The organism is Belnapia rosea (genome assembly GCF_900101615.1).
In the GTDB taxonomy this organism is placed as follows: Bacteria; Pseudomonadota; Alphaproteobacteria; order Acetobacterales; family Acetobacteraceae; genus Belnapia; species Belnapia rosea.
The window spans coordinates 1-16,520 of sequence record NZ_FMZX01000032.1 but is presented as its reverse complement, the minus strand read 5'-3'; the positions used below and the strand labels follow the sequence as shown (position 1 = coordinate 16,520).

The window sequence follows — 16,520 nt, the reverse complement described above, 5'->3', positions numbered from 1 at the left end:
CTTCAGCGCACCGCCCCGTCCCGCCGCAGCCGCCACAGCAGGATCGGCGCCGCAAGCACGGGGTGGCGGCGCTGCCAGCCGGTCAGCTCGATCGTAACTCCCGTATGGCGGGCAATCTTGCTCACCAGGTAGTCCGGGCCGCCGTCGAAGGTGAATGCGGCCTTGACCAGACGCATCACGTTCAGCGTCTTGCCGCAAACGCGCCGAATTGCCCAGGAAAGCGTGAAATCCCCGCCTCGACCAGGCCGCAGCCGTCCCTCGGCATCCACGGCGGTGGCCAGGCCGAGCCGCGCCAGGGCCAAGATCAGGGCCGGGCCGTACCAGCCGGGCGAGGCAGCCAGCAGCCGCTCCGACCGGTTGCCGCGCTCGACGCGGAGTTCGGCGCCGTAGGTACGAGCCAGGAGGCCACGCCAATACTCCACAGGCGTCGCGGCCGGTGGACCAAGCCGCACCGCCCAGAGCGCGGCCGTCGTCAGTGCCTGCGCCACGGCCTGTTCCACCCTGTGCCACGCAGCGGGATCGCGTGCATGGACCAGGGTCGATGGCTGGCAGAAGCGGGCCCAGATCGTAGTGTCCAGCGATGCCGGCCGCAGCCGCCGCTCGAACTGGCGAAGCGTCAACACCGCCACCTTGGCACGGACCGGGCCGGCGAGGCCATTGCTGCGCCAATGCAGAACCGTCGGCGGCAGCAGGGCATTGAACAGCGCCGGCAGCCAACGCCGATGAAACGCCCGGTGGCCGCTGCTCAGCACGTAAAGGTCGAGCAGCCCGGCCGGGTCGTTGTTAAGCCGGCAGGCGCCGTAGAACAGCACCGCCTCCACTCCGGAGCCATGCCGCGCTAGGATCTCCTCGGTAAGCTGCCGGGCGGCCAGCATGGCGGCACCGGGTTCGGCAGGTGCCGCAAGTTCGGCGGCGACCAGCGCCTCGAGCTTGGCGGCGGCTGCGGGCGTCACGGCGTCACGAAGGCGACCCGGCCCGGGGCGGAGAGCACCAGCCCCTCCGGCCCCGGCTCGAACACCTCCCCATCCAGCACGAAGGGCACGCCGAGCCGGATGGCGAGCCGGCCCGCATTGCCGCTGCGATAGCCGGCCGCGGGCATCCAGGACCGCGGCCGCCCCTGGACGCTGGCCCAGAGCGCTGCCGCAAGCCGCTGCGGCGGCGCCGCGACATCGAGCCACCTCACTGGCCCCGGGCCCTCGCCCCAGAAGGGCCATATCCCCAGCATCAGCTGGTCGAGCGGCGTCGCCAGGACCAGGAAGCGATGCCCTTCCCGCGGCGGAAGATCATCCGGCGCCAGCTCCATGGCGGTGCCGGCCCGCAGCGAAGCGTCGCGCCCCCACAAAGTCCGCAATGCCACGCCGGCCAGGGCCAACAGCACCGTCAGCCGGTCATGGATACCGCGCCGGTGCAACGCCCGATCCGCCAGCAGCTTCGCCTCGGTGAAGGCGCCGGCGCCGAACAGCAGGCCGTTCAATGGCGGAGTGCCGTGCAGCCCAGGCCGGGCGACCTCCAGCACCGGCAGCAGCCGACGGCGCAGCGTGCCGCGCTGGGCCGCCCGCAACAGCCGCGCCAGCGCCGCCTCCCCCGGGCCGGCGCTGCCCAGCACCCGGGCGGCCAGGTTAGTCTTCCCCGTCGCCAGCAGGGCGATGTCGGGCGGATGGTCGCCGAAAGCGGCCGGCAGCGCGGTCAGGACCTCACGCAGCGTGCCGTCGCCGCCCTGCACGGCCAGCAGGTCCACCCCTTGCGCCGCGAAGCCGGCCAGGGCGGTGCGGAGTTCCGCCGGGGTGGTGGGCGCAGCCAGCGGCAGCCCAGCTGCCTGGGCACCGAGCCCGCCCTGCCCCTTGCGCAGCATCCGGCTCAGCGGGTTGCTGATGATGCCGATGCGCCGGACGCTGCCGGCCCCACTCATTGCTCGAGCCAGGAGCGCAGCGGCGCCCGGCGTCGTGCCAGGCCCGCCTGCACCGTCACCACCACCTGCTCGATGCAGCCGAAGATGGTCCAGGCGGCCACCGCCAGCATGCCGACATCCGGCCGCCCGATCAGCGTGCCCAGGGTGAGCAGCACCAGGTTCGGATTGCGACGCGCGATCACCAGGCGAAAGAGGCTGTCGAAACGCCGCCAGACATGGATCTCCATGCCGAACAGGGCGAGGAACAATCCCTCCTGCAGCCGCTGGAGCACATAGCCGCCAAAGACGATCACCCCCACCGTGACGGGTTCCGCGAGCGGCATGCTCACCGCCTGCAGCCCCAGGATCCAGGCCAGCCACCAGAAGGGTGGATGGATCAGGTCGATCGCATGGTCGAAGACATTGCCGAAGGGCGTCGAGGTCAGCGTCACCCGCGCCAGCTTGCCGTCGACGGTGTCGAGAAAGGTCATCACCCAGGCCGCCAGCAACCCGGTCAGGAAGGCCCCTTCGGCAAAGAGCCAGAGCGCGAGGAAGACCAGCATAAGGCTGACCAGCGTCACCTGGTTCGGGGTGATGCCCAGCGCGGCGCAGGCGCGCACCACGTGGAAGGCCGGGCGGGGCCAGACATGCTTGGTGACGGCATCGGTAACGCCCTTGTAGGAGCCGCCAAACATCTCCCATTCCACTGCGCTCCGGGTCTCGAGGCCGAGGCGCAGCAGGTAGGGGTTGCCCCGCTTGCGCAGCGCACGGTCGTAGCTGTCCGTCAGCGCGGCAGGCGCCACAGAACGCAACTCGGCAAAGGCAGCATCCCCAGGCGCGCGTCCGGCCTTCAGCGCCTCGGCGATCGGGGCCGCGGCGGTCCCCGCCGGCAGATGCGCAGCGACCGGGCGGCCATCCTCCGGCCGGCAAAGCAGCACCCCAGGGCTGCGTGCCAGGCCGCCGACAAGGGCGGCATCGTAGACATGATCCGTCCGCAGCAGGAGAAGCCCGCCATTCGTCGGCGTCCCGTCCCAGGCAGCGACATCGTCGACTCCCGCCCGGGCCAGCGCGCGGCCGAGCAGGACGGAACCGGGCATGCTCCAGATCGGCACGGGCGACTCGCCCAGCAGCCGGGCCGCTGGCGTCGATGCACCAGCCGGGCGAGACTTGGGCGATCCATGTCCTTCACCCTTGCGCACCTGTCCGATCTCCACCTGCCTGTTCCCCCCGGGGCCTTGCATCCGCTTGGGCAACTCGCGGGCAAGCGTTTGCTGGCCTATCTCGCCCTCCGGCGCAAGCGCCGGCGGAGCCTGCCCGCCGATGCCTTGCTGGCTGATATCGCAGCCGCTGGACCGGACCACCTGGTGGTCACGGGTGATTTGACCAGCCTCGCCCTGCCCGGCGAATTCGCCTCGTCACGAGCCTGGTTGGAGCGGCTGGGCCCGCCCGGGCGGGTGACAGTCATCCCGGGCAATCACGATGCGACCGTTGCAGTGCCATGGGAATCCGGGATCGGCATCTGGCAGCCGTGGATGGCGGATGATGTGCCCGGAGTGGGCGCCGCGCCCTTCCCCTTCCTGCATCGGCGCGGGCCCATCGCCCTGATCGGGCTCTCCTCGGCTGTTCCGACCATGCCCGGCTCGGCCGAGGGATGGTTGGGCGCGGCACAGCTCGCCCGGCTTCCGGCCCTGCTCGACGCGGCCGGGCGTGAGGGGCTGTTCCGGGCAGTGCTGGTGCATCATCCGCCCGTGCTCGGGCCGGGCGGGTGGCGCAAGGCGCTGCGCGACCGTGCCGCTTTGTGCGTCCTGCTGGCCCGCCACGGCGTGGAGCTGGTGCTGCATGGGCATCATCATGTTCCGTTGCAGGCCACGCTGCCCGGACCGGCGCGCCCCATCCCGGTCCTCGGCGCACCACAGGCGCTGGCCGCCGGTCAGCACTGGCCCGGATGGCTGCTGCATCGAATCACGCGGACCGGAAACGGGTGGCACCGCGAAACGACCCTTCGCCTGCAGAACCCGGCGACCGCCGAGTTCCGCAGCCTGGCAATGGACTGAGTCCCCGCCCGCCGCCTTGCCGAGCGTCAGTAACGCAGCCGGATCGTCATCCGCGATCCGTTGATCGGCACCGTGAAGCGCACAGCCTCGAAGCTTGGCACGCCGATCAGTGCCGGAGCGTCATTGGAGAAGCCATAGCCCTCGGCGGGCATTCCGACCATCGTGCGGTTGAAATCGTGGTCATTGTTCTCGTCGTGGTAGACGGCGATAGCGTAGGTGCCAGCCTCGGAAAGGGCGAAGCAGGCCTCCGCTGCCGGGCCTTGCAGCAGGATGCGCTGGCGCGCCAGGCGACCACCGCGCGCCAGGAAATCCTCCGGCCGCGGGCCATAAACCGTGATGGTGATGTTGCCCGCCACCTTGCGCGCACCAGTGACCGTGACCCGCAGGTGCGGCCCGGCTGGCGCCTCCGCCGCGGCACAGGCGGTCGCGCGGGCCCCGGCCGCCGCCGCGGCACCAGCGCGCCCCCCGAGCGCGGCGCCTCCGAGCAGGGCCGCGGCCAGCAGCCAGACGGCCGGCCATGCGCCTGTCGCCGGACGGTCGGACCGCCTCCTGAACTGGCGACCTTGCAGCCTCGCACCTATAGTCCAGCCAGGACGGTTCAAGGCTGCGCCGCAGTCAGGGACCGCACGGCCTTCCCTTGAACCGGTTGTGCGAGATTTCGGATGCCAGCTGCCACGCTTGCCAAGTTCGGTTATCCCGCAACGCTGATCGGCGAAACCGAGCATTGGATTGTGTTGCTGCGGCCGCAGCAGGTCACGCTCGGCTCGCTGGTGCTGGTCTGTCGCGAACCGGTCACTCGCTTCGGCGATGTCAGCCCCGCCGCCTTTGCCGGAATGCACGACGCCGTCCATCGTATCGAAACCATCCTGCGTGAATTTGTGCGGTACGAGAAGGTTAACTATCTCATGTTGATGATGGTTGACCCGGACGTCCATTTCCACGTCATCCCGCGCTACGCCAGCGAGCGATTGCATCTGGGCCGCAGCTTTCCTGATGTCGGCTGGCCAGGACCACCGGCGCTCGGCCAGGCAGTGGAACCAGAGGCAGCGGTGCGAGACGACATGCTGGTTCGCCTCCGCTCCAGCTGGGGAGCAGCTGGGGCGTGACACAGAGGCGCACCACCGCATCCGGGTGGCGGCCATCAAAAGCAAGCATCGGACGGGGACCACTGTCGAGGAGCGGGGTGGTAGACCGCTACATGCTGCGCCAGCTGGCCAAGCCGCTGGCTGCCACCCTGCTGCTGGTGCTGCCGGCACTGCTGATGGAGCGGCTGCTGCGGTTGTTCGACTTTCTGGCCGGTGCCGGCGGATCGGCTTCCTCGGTCATTCGCCTGTTGCTCTACTTGGTACCGCATTATCTCGGCTTGGCCTTTCCGGCAGCCCTGTTCCTGGCGGTCTATGTGGTTCTCGCGCGGCTGAGCCAGGACCACGAGTTCGACGGGCTGCAGGCCGTGGGCTTCTCGCTGACCCGCCTCAGCCGGCCCTTCCTCGCGGTCGGGCTGGGCTGTGGCCTGCTCGCCCTTGGGCTCTACGGCTATGTCCAGCCCCTCAGCCGCTACGCCTATCGAGCAGCCTTCCATGCCCTGACCAATGCGGGCTGGAACGCCACGCTGGTGCCTGGGGAATTCCTGCAAATCGGTCGTCGGCTGACGGTCCATGTCGACCGGCGGGATCCGGCGGACGGGACGCTGCACAGCATTTTCCTGCAGCAGCGGGACGAGAATGGGCGCGAGGTGCTGACCACTGCCGCGACCGGCCGGCTGATGCTCAGCGACGACAGGACAGAGCTGCTGCTCGAAATGGACGATGGCCAGCAGATCACGCTCCTGCCCGACGGCCAGGCGTCGACTCTGCGCTTTGCCGGGTCGGACCTGTCCCGGCCCTTCACGCAGCGCCTGCCTCTCTTCCGCCTGCGCGGCACCGATGAGCGGGAGATGACCATTGGGGAGCTTTGGGCTGCGCGCCAGTCCCTGAACCCGCCGCTGGGCCGCACCCGGCTCGATGGTGAGTTGCATGGAAGGCTGGTGCGCTCGGCTTCGATGCTGGTCCTGCCGCTGCTGGCAATGCCCTTGGGCCTGGCGGCGAAGCGGTCGCGGCGCTCGGTCGGCATCCTGGTCGGGGCGGTGATCCTGATGGTCTACCAGCAGGTGCTGCAACTCATCGAAGCGCTTGGCGATGTCGGCCGAATCGATCCGCGCCTGGGGCTTTGGGCCGCCCTTCTCCTCCTCGCCGGCTTCGCCATCGCGGTGTTTCGTCACAGCAATCGCCATCCGGAGGAAGGTGCCTTCGACGGCATGATCGCCTGGCTTGACCGGGCGGTGGCTACCATCGCCGGCTGGCTGCCATGGCGCCGGGGACCAGCCGTATGATCCTGCCGCGCTACCTGACCAGGATCTTCCTGGGCTGGACGGCCGCGGTGCTTCTGGGGCTGGTGGCGCTGCTGCAACTGCTGGACCTGCTCGACAAGGCAAGCGAGTTGCTCCAGCGCGGCAGCCTGACCGATATCGGCCGCTATGCCTTGCTGCGCCTGCCGACCATGCTTGGGCAGCTTGTCTCACTGGCGGTGCTGGTCGGGGCGATCCTGACCTTCCGGCGCCTGGCCGGAACGCTGGAGATCACGGCATTGCGGACCCTGGGGCTCGGCGCCTGGCGCATCCTGGGGGCCATGTTGCCGGCTTGCGTGCTGGCAGTTGCGCTGCAGGCGGCGCTGCTGCTCGCCGTCGCGCCACGGACCGAGCGGGCACTGGCCGATTGGTGGGACGGTAAGGAGGTGGCGGAGGGCCAGCCGATACCGCTGGCGCAGCAGCTTTGGCTGCGCAACGGCGCCGAGATCGTGTCGGTAGAGTCGGCTTCTTTGGACGGCAGGTCGCTCGCGGGCATCCTGCTCGTCCGACGTGATGCGGAGGGGCGGGCGCTCGAGCGCATCGATGCGCGCCGCGCTATCCATGGGCCGGAGGGCTGGCGGCTGCTGCAACTGCGCCTGGTCCGGCCAGATGGGACCCGGCCGCAGTTCCTGGCGGAGCTGGCCTGGGCGGAAGGGCCCTCGCCGGAGGCGATACGCGATCTCGCGCGTCCGACCGCGGCGCAACCGCTCGACCGGTTGCTGGCGGGGCAAAGGGGCGAGGGCGCCGTGACGCGCGGCCCTGCCTTCTATGCGACGCGAATGCAGGCCGTCGCGGCAACCATGATCGCTCCTTTCGTCATGTTGCTGCTTGCCATGCCCTCGGCCTTCGGCCTGCCGCGGCAGGCGGACGGCTATCGGCGTGGCGGGATTGGACTGGCCCTCGGGCTCGGCTATCTCGTCGTCAATGGCCTGCTCAACGCGATGGGCGAGGCCGGCGGGCTTGAGTCCCATCTGGCCGCATGGACCGCGCCGCTGGTCTTTGCCCTCGTAGGCCTGCTTCGGCTGTGGCACGAGGAGGCCTGAGTGGCGCGGCGATGGAGGGGGAAGGACGATGCATGGTCGCTGGCGAGGCGGGCGGTGCCCCGATCTCGGGCGGATGAGATTGCGGAAGCCGCTGCGCGCCCGTGCCACGCATCAGGGCTATGGCGAGGCTGTGAGGTTTCCCTGGGTCGCGTCCCTGAGCGCCGGCGCCCCATACGATCGTTCGCCCAGGTCTGGCGATGCGGTGTGGCATCGGAAGGATCGAGCCTCCTTGAGACCAGCATGAGCAGCTCCACCGTCGAGGTCGTCCCGGTTTCCGGCCGCGCGGAGCTGGAGCGCTTCATCCGCCTGCCGCATGCGCTTTCGCGCACCGATCCCGCCTGGGTGCCGCCCCTGCTCATGGAGCGCCGGGCGGCGCTGTCGGCGAAGCGCAATCCCTGGTTCCGCCATGGCGAGGCCGCCTTCTGGATCGCCCGCCGCGACGGCCGGGATCTCGGGCGCATCAGCGCGCAGGATGACCAGCTGGTGCGCGATCCCGACGGCACCCGTCCTGCGCATTTTGGTTTGCTGGCAGCGGCGGATAACCACGAGGTCTTCGCGGCGCTGCTGACCACGGCGGAGCGCTGGGGCAAGGCGCGCGGGCTTAACCGCCTGCGGGGACCCTTCAGCCTGTCCATCAACGACCAAACCGGCCTGCTGGTCTCGGGCTTCGAGACGCCGCCGATGCTGATGATGCCGCACGACCCGCCCTATGCCGGGCCGCGGCTGGAGGCGCTCGGCTATCGCAAGGCCCGCGACCTGCTGGCCTATCTCTGCGACCTTTCGCTGCCGATGCCGACCGCGGCGGCCCGGATCGTCGCGCGGCCGCTGCCGGATGGCGTCGTGCTGCGGCCGTTGCGCCGGCGTGCCCTGCGGGAGGAGATCGCCACGATGCTGGGCATCTTCAACGATGCCTGGTCCGGTAATTGGGGCTTCGTGCCCTTCACCGCCGAGGAAGTGGCGCATCTGGCCGCGGAGCTGCGCCCGCTGCTGAATGAGCGGCTGGTCTGGTTCGCCGAACTGGCCGGCAGGCCGGTCGCCTTCGCCGTCTGCCTGCCCAACCTGAACGAGGCGATCCGCGACCTGTCCGGTCGGCTGCTGCCTTTCGGCTGGGCGCGCCTGCTCTGGCGGCTGAAGGTGGCAGGCGTGGCGACAGCCCGGGTGCCGCTGATGGGCGTCAGGCGCGATATCGGCGCGGGGCTTCTCGGCCGCGTGCTGCCGCTCTTCCTGGTGGAGGCGTTGCGGCGGGAGGCGTTGGCCTTGGGTATCGGCCAGATTGAGATGTCCTGGGTGCTGGAGGACAACCTGCCGATGCGGCATCTGGCGGAGACACTCGGTGCTAAATCCTACAAGACCTACCGCGTCTATGAGAAAGACCTGGCCAAGTGAATCCGCCCGGTGTCAGGGCGGGCGTGACCGCATTGGTGCTGGCGGGCCAGCGCGGCGGGACGGATCCGCTGGCAGCCGCCAGGGGCGTGTCGCACAAGGCGCTGTTGCCGGTGGCGGGCGTGCCGATGCTGCTGCGGGTCGTCGCGGCGCTACGGGCGGCCCCGGCCATCGGCCGCATCGTGGTGTCGATCGAGCGGCCGGAGACGACGCTCGCCGCGCTGGACGGTCTCTCGGGTGTCATCCTGCGCCCAGCCGAGGCCAGTCCGGCGCGTAGCGTCGCGGCCGTATTGGAGGAATTCGGCACTCCCCTGCTGGTCACCACCGCCGACCATGCCCTGTTGAGCGCGGCGATGGTGACACATCTGTTGAACGCCGCGCCGCCGGAGGCCGCCGCCCTTGCCGCCCTTGCCCGGCGCGAAACCGTCCTGCTGGAGTTCCCGGAGACGCAGCGCAGCTGGCTGCGGCTGCGTGATGGTGCCTTCAGCGGCTGCAACCTGTTCCTTCTGGCGCGCCCCGAAGCGGCACGGGTGGTTGGCTTCTGGCGAGAGATGGAACAGCATCGGAAGCGGCCGCTGACCATGGCGTGGATGCTGGGCCTGCTGCCACTGCTGCGCTATGCGCTCGGGATGATGACGTTGCAGGGCGTGGCCCGGGCGCTCGAACGGCGCTGCGCCGTGCGGCTCGGCTTCGTCGAATTGCCCTTTGGTGCCGCTGCGGTGGATGTGGACAAGCCTTCCGACCTTGTCCTGGTAGAGGCGGCGCTGCGCCCTGTTGGCGGGAGCCCTGGATGAGCCGGCGATGGGCGATGCCACTCGGCGGCCAGAATGCCCAGGCGGATAGCGCGTTCCGCCGTGCGCTGGAAAATGCTGTCTGGCTGTTCGGCGGCAAGGGTGCGGGTGCGCTGCTGAGCCTGGTGTATCTGGCGATCGTGGCGCAGACGCTCGGCGTAGCGACCTTCGGCGTCTTCGCCCTGATCCTGGCCTTCGGCCAGGCGATTGGAACTGTCGTCGGCTTCCAGTCCTGGCAGACGGTCATCCGCTATGGTGCCCGCCACCTGGCCGATGGCAATGTCGGCGCGCTTCGCTCCGTCCTTGGTTTCACAACAACCCTCGATCTCTGCGCGGGCGCTTTTGCCGCGGTCCTGGCTAGCCTGGGAGCCCTGGCGGCTGGAAGCACGCTGGGATGGTTGGATCAGGAAACGCAAATAGCAGCCTGGTTCGGCTTGTCCTTGCTGTTCGGGCAGCGCGGGACGCCGACCGGAATCCTGCGGCTCTTCGCGCGCTTCGACCTGGCCGCCTGGAGCGAGTTCACCCTGCCCGTCACGCGGCTGCTCGGCACCTGCGCGGCCTGGGCAGCTGACGGTAGCCTGGCTGGCTACCTGATCGCCTGGGGCGTGGCGGAGCTGGCGACGACCTTGGTGATGTGGGTGACGGCTGCTTCGCAACTGCGTGCCCAGGGCGTTCCAGCCGGCCTCCCCCAGCTACGGGGAGTAGCCGACGAAAACCCGGGGATCCTGCGCTTCGCGGTGCTGACCAATCTCACTTCCTCCATTGGCCCCATTTGGCAGCAGGTTCCGATCCTGGCGGTCGGCTGGATCATCGGGCCCGCCAGTGCCGGTGGCTATCGCATTGCCATGCAGCTCGGGACGGCGCTGACCAAGCCGGTAACCTCCCTCGCTCGGGCGCTCTATCCGGAGATGGCGAAGCTGACAGCGACGAGGGATGCAGCCGCGGTCCGGCTTGTCCTGATCCGCGCCGCGCTGCTGACGACGGCCATCGGCCTCCTGGCGATCCTCCTTGTCGCCGTGGCGGGCGAGTCGCTTCTGTCGCTGATCGGTGGACCGGACTATGTCTTCGTTTACCCGATTTTCCTGGTGCTCACGATCGCCTCCGCCGTGAACCTGTCCGGTTTCGGGCTTGAGCCGGCGCTGGTTGCCTTGGGGCGGCCCGACAAGGCCCTTGTCGCCCGCGGCCTGGCAAGCATCGGCTATCTCGTCTTCCTCGGCATCCTTTTGACCATGATGGGACCGATCGGCGCAGCATGGGCGACGCTGGCGGCGAATGCCTGCTCGGTGTTGCTGCTGCATATCTCTTTCCGAAGGCTGGAGGCCCGGCTGGCATGAGCGCGCCGGAGGCCGGCGTGGCACCGCTGAAGGTCTGCTTCTTCCTCAACGCGCAAACCCACATGCTGATGCACACCGTGCCGATCGCGATCAGCCTCTCGCATGACCGGCGGTTCGAGACCCATGTGATGGCGGCCACCGCCGCCCATATCGAACACGCGCGCGCCATGGCCCTGAAGGGTGGCGCGGGCCCGATCGGGTTCGAGCAGATCGGCGGGCAATGGCTGGAGCGTGCCGCCCGCTTCACCGGCGCTTCCATCCCCCCGAAGCTGTTGAGCCTGGCCGTAGCCAGTCGGCGCCTGATGGGCTTTGACGCCATCGTCCTGCCGGAACGGACATCCTTGCTACTACGTCGAATGGGCTGCGGCCATCTTCGCTTCGTGCACACCACCCACGGAGCCGGGGACAGGGCCATCGGCTTCGATCCGCGTATCCGCCAATTCGACTTCGTGCTGCTGGCCGGCGAAAAGCAGCGCCGGCGCATGCTGGCCAAGGGGCTCCTCCGCGAGGGCCGCTATGCGGTGGTCGGCTACCCCAAATTCGATGCTGTCGTGCTGTGCCGCCCGGAGGCGCCGACGCTGTTTCGCGACGAACGGCCCGTGGTGCTCTACAATCCGCATTCCAGCCGGGCGCTCTCCTCCTGGGAAAGGATGGGCGAGGCGATCCTGCAGCAGGCCGCCGCCGAGCCGCGCTACAACTTCATCGTCGCGCCTCATATCAAGCTGTTCGACCGGCAGGGCGACCGTCTTCGCGCCGAACGGCTGCTCGCTCCCTACAGATCCCACGCCAATATCCATATCGATCTCGGCAGCAGCCGCTGCATCGACATGACCTACACCAGCATGGCCGACATCTACCTGGGAGATGTCAGCAGCCAGGTCTACGAGTTCATCGCCAAGCCACGGCCCTGCCTCTTCCTCAATGCGCATGGTGTGGCTTGGCGGAACGACGAGAACTACGCCCATTGGCGCTACGGCAGGGTTCTCGACAGCGCGGACCGGATCCTGGATGCCCTGGATTCCGCGCGCGATGACCACGGTACCTATCTGGCAGCGCAGCAAGAGGGGCTTCAGGATACGTTCGACATGGGCCGGGAGCCGCCTTCGGCACGGGCGGCACAGGCTATGGCGAAGTTCCTGCTGCGCCCGGCCGTCAAGGCGTCGGGGGGGTTCCATGCCTGACGCGCCTGGCCGTCTCTGGCTGGTCACCAGGGTTTATGGACCCGACGAAGGCGGGGTGCAGACCTATGCGGAGGAGGTGGCACGCGCCTATGTCGCGCTTGGTTGGCAGGTAACGCTGTTTGCGAAATCCTCGGCCGGTCCCCGGCGTGAGACGGACGGTAGGCTGACGCTGATCGACGTGGGACCGGGTTCCAAGCTGCAGGTCTATGTACGCCTTCGCCGCGCCATGGCGGCGGCCTGGCGGGACGGCGAGCGTCCAGAGGCAATCCATGCCTGCACCTGGCGCGCGGCCATTCCGGCGCTGTTCTTCCGCCGGCGGCTGATCGTCACCGTCCATGGTCGGGAGATCGGCCGTCCACGCGGCCTGGCCTTCCGGCTGATGCGCCTGGTGCTCGCCAGCTCGGAACGCATTGTCGCTGTCAGCGAGACGACACGCGAGTTGCTCCTCCGGCGCCTCCCGCAGTTCGGGGCCCGTTGCATCATTGCCTGGAACGGCATTTCCACGACGGCAATCTCTGCGCCGGGCACTTCGCGGACCGGCCAGGGCGAGCCGCGCATCCTGACCCTTTGCCGGCTGGTGCCGCGCAAGAACATCGCCACGGCGGTCAGGGCTGCTGCATCCTGCTACGATCGGGGCCTGCGCTACCACTATCGCATTGCCGGTCGTGGCCCCCAGTCAGCCGAGATCCAGCGTGCCATCGATGCAAGCGCTGCCGGTAGCCGGATTGCGCTCCTGGGTTATGTCGACGATAGGCAACGCGAAGCCGAGTTCCGGCAGGCGGATATTTTCCTTCATCCGCAACTTGCGCTGGAGGCCGGGGATGAAGTCGAGGGCTTCGGCATCAGCGTCGCCGATGCCATGGCGCATGGTCTTGTCTGCATTGTCGGCGTCGAAGGTGGGCCTGCCGAGCTGATTCAGCACGGCGTGACAGGCTTCGTCGTCGATGCGAGGTCCGAGGCCGCGATCGCTGCGATGCTCGACCGGCTAATCCTTGACCCCAAGCTGCGTTGCCGCATGGGAGAAGCCGCGCGCCGCTGGGTCGAGGAGAATCTGTCCTGGCACCACCATTGTTGCCTTAGTCTTGACCATCGGCCGGCACGCGGGCTGACCACAGGCCCTAGGAACGGCACCGATGTTCCTATAGTGGTCAAGTAGCACTTGGCGTTGGGTAGACAGCATTGAGGCGACGGCAGGGATATCCGAAGATCTCGCGCCACGAAGCGCTTGAGGCAGCGGATGATCTCCCGCTGAGTTTGGTGCCCGGATGAGGCTCACGGTGTCGCTGTCCTAAGTGACTGTTTGAGGATTAGCGATGGGCGATGCGGCGGAGCAGGAGGGCGCCCATGCTGACGTGGATCATGGCTTCGGAGACGTCGAGGCGCCTCTTGTAGTCCCGCACAAGGCGGCGCGAGCGGATCATCCAGCCAAAGGTGCGCTCCACCACCCATCGGCGCGGGAGGACGTGAAAGCTTTTTGGGTCGGAGCGTCGGACAATCCCGACGACGAAGTCGAGGAAGGTGGCCTTGTCCATCAGCGTCGTGCGGTCGTAGCCCGCGTCGGCGAAGAGCTGCTTCAGCCAGAGCCAACGCTTCCTGACGGCGGTGAGGATTGTCTGCGCGCCCGCGCTATCCAAGACGTCGGCCGTGCTGAGGTTCACCAACAGCCGCCGCCCGTCGGTGTCCACCGCGACGTGGCGCTTGCGCCCGACGATCCGCTTGCCTCCATCATAGCCCCGAAACCACCAGTAGACCGTCTGCCACGGCCCGAAGTGGATCGGCAGCATGCGCCAGCCGCCCCCCGAGCACGCGAGGTAGCGGATTGCGTTCAGCACCTCGCGCAGGTCCACCGAAGGCTTGCGGCCCCGATGCGAAGCGCGCGGCATCAATGGCTCGACCTGCGCCTAATCCTCATCGGTCAGGTCAGACGGGTAACGCTTCGTCTTGCGGGCAACCTCAGCCATCCGGCAGCGCGTCTCCTGGGTCCACATCCCAAGCTTGAATCACGCCGCTTCCACCGCGCCAAGCCATTCTCAAACAGTCACTAAGATGCCCAGATTAGCAGAGTTGTGGTTCTCTTTATTGCCGTCCCACAACTTAATAGAGAACGGGAAATGTCATAATAATTGAAATGAAGATGCGTAATTTCATTAAAATATTATCTATTCTTCCTTAAACAATGACGTTTTCTGGTTATCTTCCCGGTCGTCAGCAAAAGCTGTCGCACCGGGAGAGATCCTACATATGACTTCCGAGAACCCGACGCCTGAAACAGCGAAAAACGTCATTTTCATGCTGCCTGACGGCGCTTCCACCTCGTATTTGGCAAACTACCGCTACTTCAAGGAAGGCCCTGACGCCCCGGTCTGGGAACCCCTGCTGAAGGGCATGGTGCAGACCGACTCCCTCAACAATCCGATTACAGACTCAGCCGCTGGCGCCAACGCCTATGCCACCGGGGTCAAGACCCGCAACGGCTCGGTTGGGGTCGATTTCTTCGGCAACGAGTTGACCTCGGTAACCGACTTGGCGTCCGATGCCGGTAAGGCAACGGGTATCGTCTCCACCGCTGCCGTCACCGACGCGTCCCCAGCCGCTTTCGGCGCCAGCAACCCGCTGCGCGGCAATCAGGCCGACATCGCCCAGCAGTATATCGGTGACAACCAGTTGGACGTCGTGCTGGGTGCGGGCCGCAACCAGTTCACCACCGAGAGCGAAGGCGGCACACAGCCCGATGGCACTGACCTGTTCGGACTTGCCGAACAGCAGGGCATGACCTACGTCTCGAACGCCCAGGCGTTGGCCAATTTCGATGGCGAACGCGTCCTTGGCCTGTTCAACAACGAAGACTACCTCGACGCCATCGGCGAGCGCCCTGCCGAGGAGCCGAGCCTGGCCCAGATGACCGAGGTGGCGCTCAGCACCCTGTCGAAAGACAAGGATGGCTTTGTGCTGTTCCTCGAGGAGGAGAATACCGATACCTTTGGGCACAGCAACGACGCCGCAACAACCATGCACGCGCTGTCGTCCTTCGAGGCGAGCATGCAGAAGGTGCTGGAGTTCCAGGAAGCGAACCCGGACACGCTGGTGGTGATGGTCGCCGACCACGACACGGGCGGCATGACGGTACAGCCGGCCGCCGAGGCGTCGCCCGCCGTATTCCGCGACTTCACGGAAACTGCCGAGGGGATGGCGGAGCAGTTCGATGCCGCCAACGCCACCTCGATCCGCGACACCGTTGACAAGTACACGGGCCTGACGCTGAGCGACGATGAGATCACCGGACTGCAAGGCAGTGAGGACATCCCTCTTGCCCTGGCGGAATTGCTGAGCGCCAAGGGCGGCGTCGAGTTCACGACCACCGGTCATACGGCGGCCGATGTGCCGATCTTCGCTGTTGGCCCGGGTGCCGATCTGTTCACGGGCGTGCAGGAGAACTCGGCGGTCGGCCAGCATATCGCCGAGGCGATGGGCATGTCGCTGCCGCTTGACCAGCAGAATGGCGGCGCTGATCGCTTGGCCGTCACCAGCCTGTTCGACAGCGCCTTCGGCAGCATCCCGGCGGTAAACACAGTGCGCAACCTCGTGACGCAACTTGGCGACGAAAGTCTGGACAGTCTTGCCGATCGCCTCTCCAGTTTCTGGAGCGGCCTGGACAATACCGAGTTTCTGTCGAGTGTGCTGGAAAACACGCTCGATACCGCTCCCGAGGCAGCGGACCTCGCCTACTGGGGCGGCTTCCTGGCGGCCAACGGCGGCGACCGCGGTGACGTTCTGCTGCAGATCTCCGAACTGCCCGCACATCGGGAAGCTCTGCTTGAGCTCCCGGTATCTGAGGCGGAGTTCAGCCCGATCGCCTAACCGTGACGAGAAGAACGTCTGAGGAGCCCCCACTGGCGCTGTCAGTGGGGGCTTTTCTGTCGCCTTCACAGGCTGCGCCGCAGGCCGGGCAGGTGAGGAACTTTAGAAACAGCGAGCCGACACGCTGGCGAGTGCCTGCTTCACCAGGGCCGCCTTGCGGTAAGCCGGGTCGCCCCTCACCTCGCGGCCAAGCCATTCGGGCAGGAGGAGCTCCTGCCCCTCGTGGTCGAGTTCGACCTCAGCGAGCACCAGCCGGTCGTGTCCCACAGCGTGGTGTAGGAGCGGTGCTCCTCAGCGGGCTGTGCCGCAGTGTCAAACAGCTGCAACTGGCAGGCTGACGGCCGGAGTATCGCTCACCGCGGTCATGGTCTCCAGCGTCATGTAGCGCGATCGCTGGGTGGCCCATTCATCGGACTGCTCGAGGAGGAGGGCACCGACGAGCCTGACGACGGCGGCCTGGTTGGGAAAGATGCCGACCACGTCGGTGCGGCGCTTGATCTCACCGTTGAGGCGCTCGATGGGGTTGGTCGAGTGGAGCTTGGCCCTGTGCTCGCGGGGGAAGTCCATAAAGGCCAATACGTCCTCCTCGGCGGCGTCCATCAGGC

The 16,520-nt window shown here is 67.6% G+C and carries 16 protein-coding genes and 1 pseudogene; 10 read left to right on the top strand and 7 right to left on the bottom strand.

Annotated features, from left to right (window positions below; translation table 11 throughout):
- Positions 1–2 precede the first annotated feature (2 nt).
- The 3 genes from BLR02_RS25265 to BLR02_RS25255 are packed head-to-tail and all read right to left on the bottom strand — an operon-like array spanning position 3 to position 2,985.
- Positions 3–953 carry a hypothetical protein gene (locus BLR02_RS25265; protein ID WP_090665095.1) on the bottom strand — a complete coding sequence of 317 codons (951 nt, stop codon included), beginning with the start codon at positions 951–953 and terminating at the stop codon, positions 3–5.
- Positions 950–1,909 carry a diacylglycerol kinase family protein gene (locus tag BLR02_RS25260; protein ID WP_090571179.1) on the bottom strand — a complete coding sequence of 320 codons (960 nt, stop codon included), beginning with the start codon at positions 1,907–1,909 and terminating at the stop codon, positions 950–952. The genes BLR02_RS25265 and BLR02_RS25260 overlap by 4 nt, the downstream gene beginning before the upstream one ends.
- A complete protein-coding gene (locus BLR02_RS25255) occupies positions 1,906–2,985 on the bottom strand; it encodes a CDP-alcohol phosphatidyltransferase family protein (RefSeq protein ID WP_245704949.1) in 1,080 nt (359 codons plus the stop codon). Before BLR02_RS25255 ends, BLR02_RS25260 begins: the two co-directional genes overlap by 4 nt.
- Before the next feature lie 81 nt (positions 2,986–3,066).
- Between BLR02_RS25255 and BLR02_RS25250 the strand changes: the two genes are divergently transcribed.
- A complete protein-coding gene (locus BLR02_RS25250; protein ID WP_090665093.1) occupies positions 3,067–3,942 on the top strand; it encodes a metallophosphoesterase family protein in 876 nt (291 codons plus the stop codon).
- Positions 3,943–3,968: 26 nt separating this feature from the next.
- Here BLR02_RS25250 and BLR02_RS30940 read toward each other — a convergent pair whose 3' ends face one another.
- Positions 3,969–4,667, bottom strand: coding sequence for a DUF2141 domain-containing protein (locus BLR02_RS30940; protein ID WP_090665101.1), 699 nt, complete (start codon positions 4,665–4,667; stop codon positions 3,969–3,971).
- Between BLR02_RS30940 and BLR02_RS25240 the strand changes: the two genes are divergently transcribed.
- The 8 genes from BLR02_RS25240 (at position 4,605) to BLR02_RS25205 (ending at position 13,213) form a co-directional block, all read left to right on the top strand.
- Entirely contained in the window at positions 4,605–5,048 is a 444-nt protein-coding gene (locus BLR02_RS25240) for an HIT family protein (RefSeq protein ID WP_090665100.1), read from the top strand. The two genes, BLR02_RS30940 and BLR02_RS25240, sit on opposite strands and share 63 nt — an antisense overlap.
- Positions 5,049–5,125: 77 nt before the next feature.
- Positions 5,126–6,310, top strand: a complete 1,185-nt coding sequence (locus BLR02_RS25235) for an LptF/LptG family permease (protein ID WP_143018301.1) — start codon at positions 5,126–5,128, stop codon at positions 6,308–6,310.
- Positions 6,307–7,368: an LptF/LptG family permease gene (locus BLR02_RS25230; protein WP_176849818.1), complete on the top strand. Its 1,062-nt coding sequence runs from the start codon at positions 6,307–6,309 to the stop codon at positions 7,366–7,368. Before BLR02_RS25235 ends, BLR02_RS25230 begins: the two co-directional genes overlap by 4 nt.
- A 240-nt stretch (positions 7,369–7,608) precedes the next feature.
- Positions 7,609–8,754, top strand: coding sequence for a GNAT family N-acetyltransferase (locus tag BLR02_RS25225; RefSeq protein WP_090665090.1), 1,146 nt, complete (start codon positions 7,609–7,611; stop codon positions 8,752–8,754).
- A gap of 23 nt (positions 8,755–8,777) precedes the next feature.
- Entirely contained in the window at positions 8,778–9,545 is a 768-nt protein-coding gene (gene mobA / locus BLR02_RS25220) for a molybdenum cofactor guanylyltransferase (protein ID WP_245704948.1), read from the top strand.
- On the top strand, positions 9,542–10,876 hold the full coding sequence (locus tag BLR02_RS25215) for a lipopolysaccharide biosynthesis protein (RefSeq protein ID WP_090665088.1): 1,335 nt from the start codon (positions 9,542–9,544) through the stop codon (positions 10,874–10,876). The genes mobA and BLR02_RS25215 overlap by 4 nt, the downstream gene beginning before the upstream one ends.
- Entirely contained in the window at positions 10,873–12,057 is a 1,185-nt protein-coding gene (locus BLR02_RS25210; RefSeq protein ID WP_090665087.1) for a glycosyl transferase, read from the top strand. Before BLR02_RS25215 ends, BLR02_RS25210 begins: the two co-directional genes overlap by 4 nt.
- Entirely contained in the window at positions 12,050–13,213 is a 1,164-nt protein-coding gene (locus BLR02_RS25205) for a glycosyltransferase family 4 protein (RefSeq protein WP_090571162.1), read from the top strand. The genes BLR02_RS25210 and BLR02_RS25205 overlap by 8 nt, the downstream gene beginning before the upstream one ends.
- 151 nt (positions 13,214–13,364) lie before the next feature.
- On the opposite strand, the pseudogene BLR02_RS25200 reads toward BLR02_RS25205, so the two are convergent.
- Positions 13,365–14,045: pseudogene (locus BLR02_RS25200) on the bottom strand (transposase).
- Between the two features lie 253 nt (positions 14,046–14,298).
- Here BLR02_RS25200 and BLR02_RS25195 point away from each other — a divergent pair.
- Positions 14,299–15,915: an alkaline phosphatase gene (locus BLR02_RS25195; RefSeq protein WP_090571160.1), complete on the top strand. Its 1,617-nt coding sequence runs from the start codon at positions 14,299–14,301 to the stop codon at positions 15,913–15,915.
- Between the two features lie 102 nt (positions 15,916–16,017).
- On the opposite strand, the gene BLR02_RS29795 is transcribed toward BLR02_RS25195, so the two are convergent.
- Both BLR02_RS29795 and BLR02_RS25190 read right to left on the bottom strand, forming a co-directional pair.
- Entirely contained in the window at positions 16,018–16,164 is a 147-nt protein-coding gene (locus tag BLR02_RS29795) for a CYTH domain-containing protein (RefSeq protein ID WP_176849817.1), read from the bottom strand.
- Positions 16,165–16,227: 63 nt separating this feature from the next.
- On the bottom strand, positions 16,228–16,520 hold a 293-nt coding region (locus BLR02_RS25190; RefSeq protein ID WP_176849816.1), incomplete at its 5' end, for a transposase.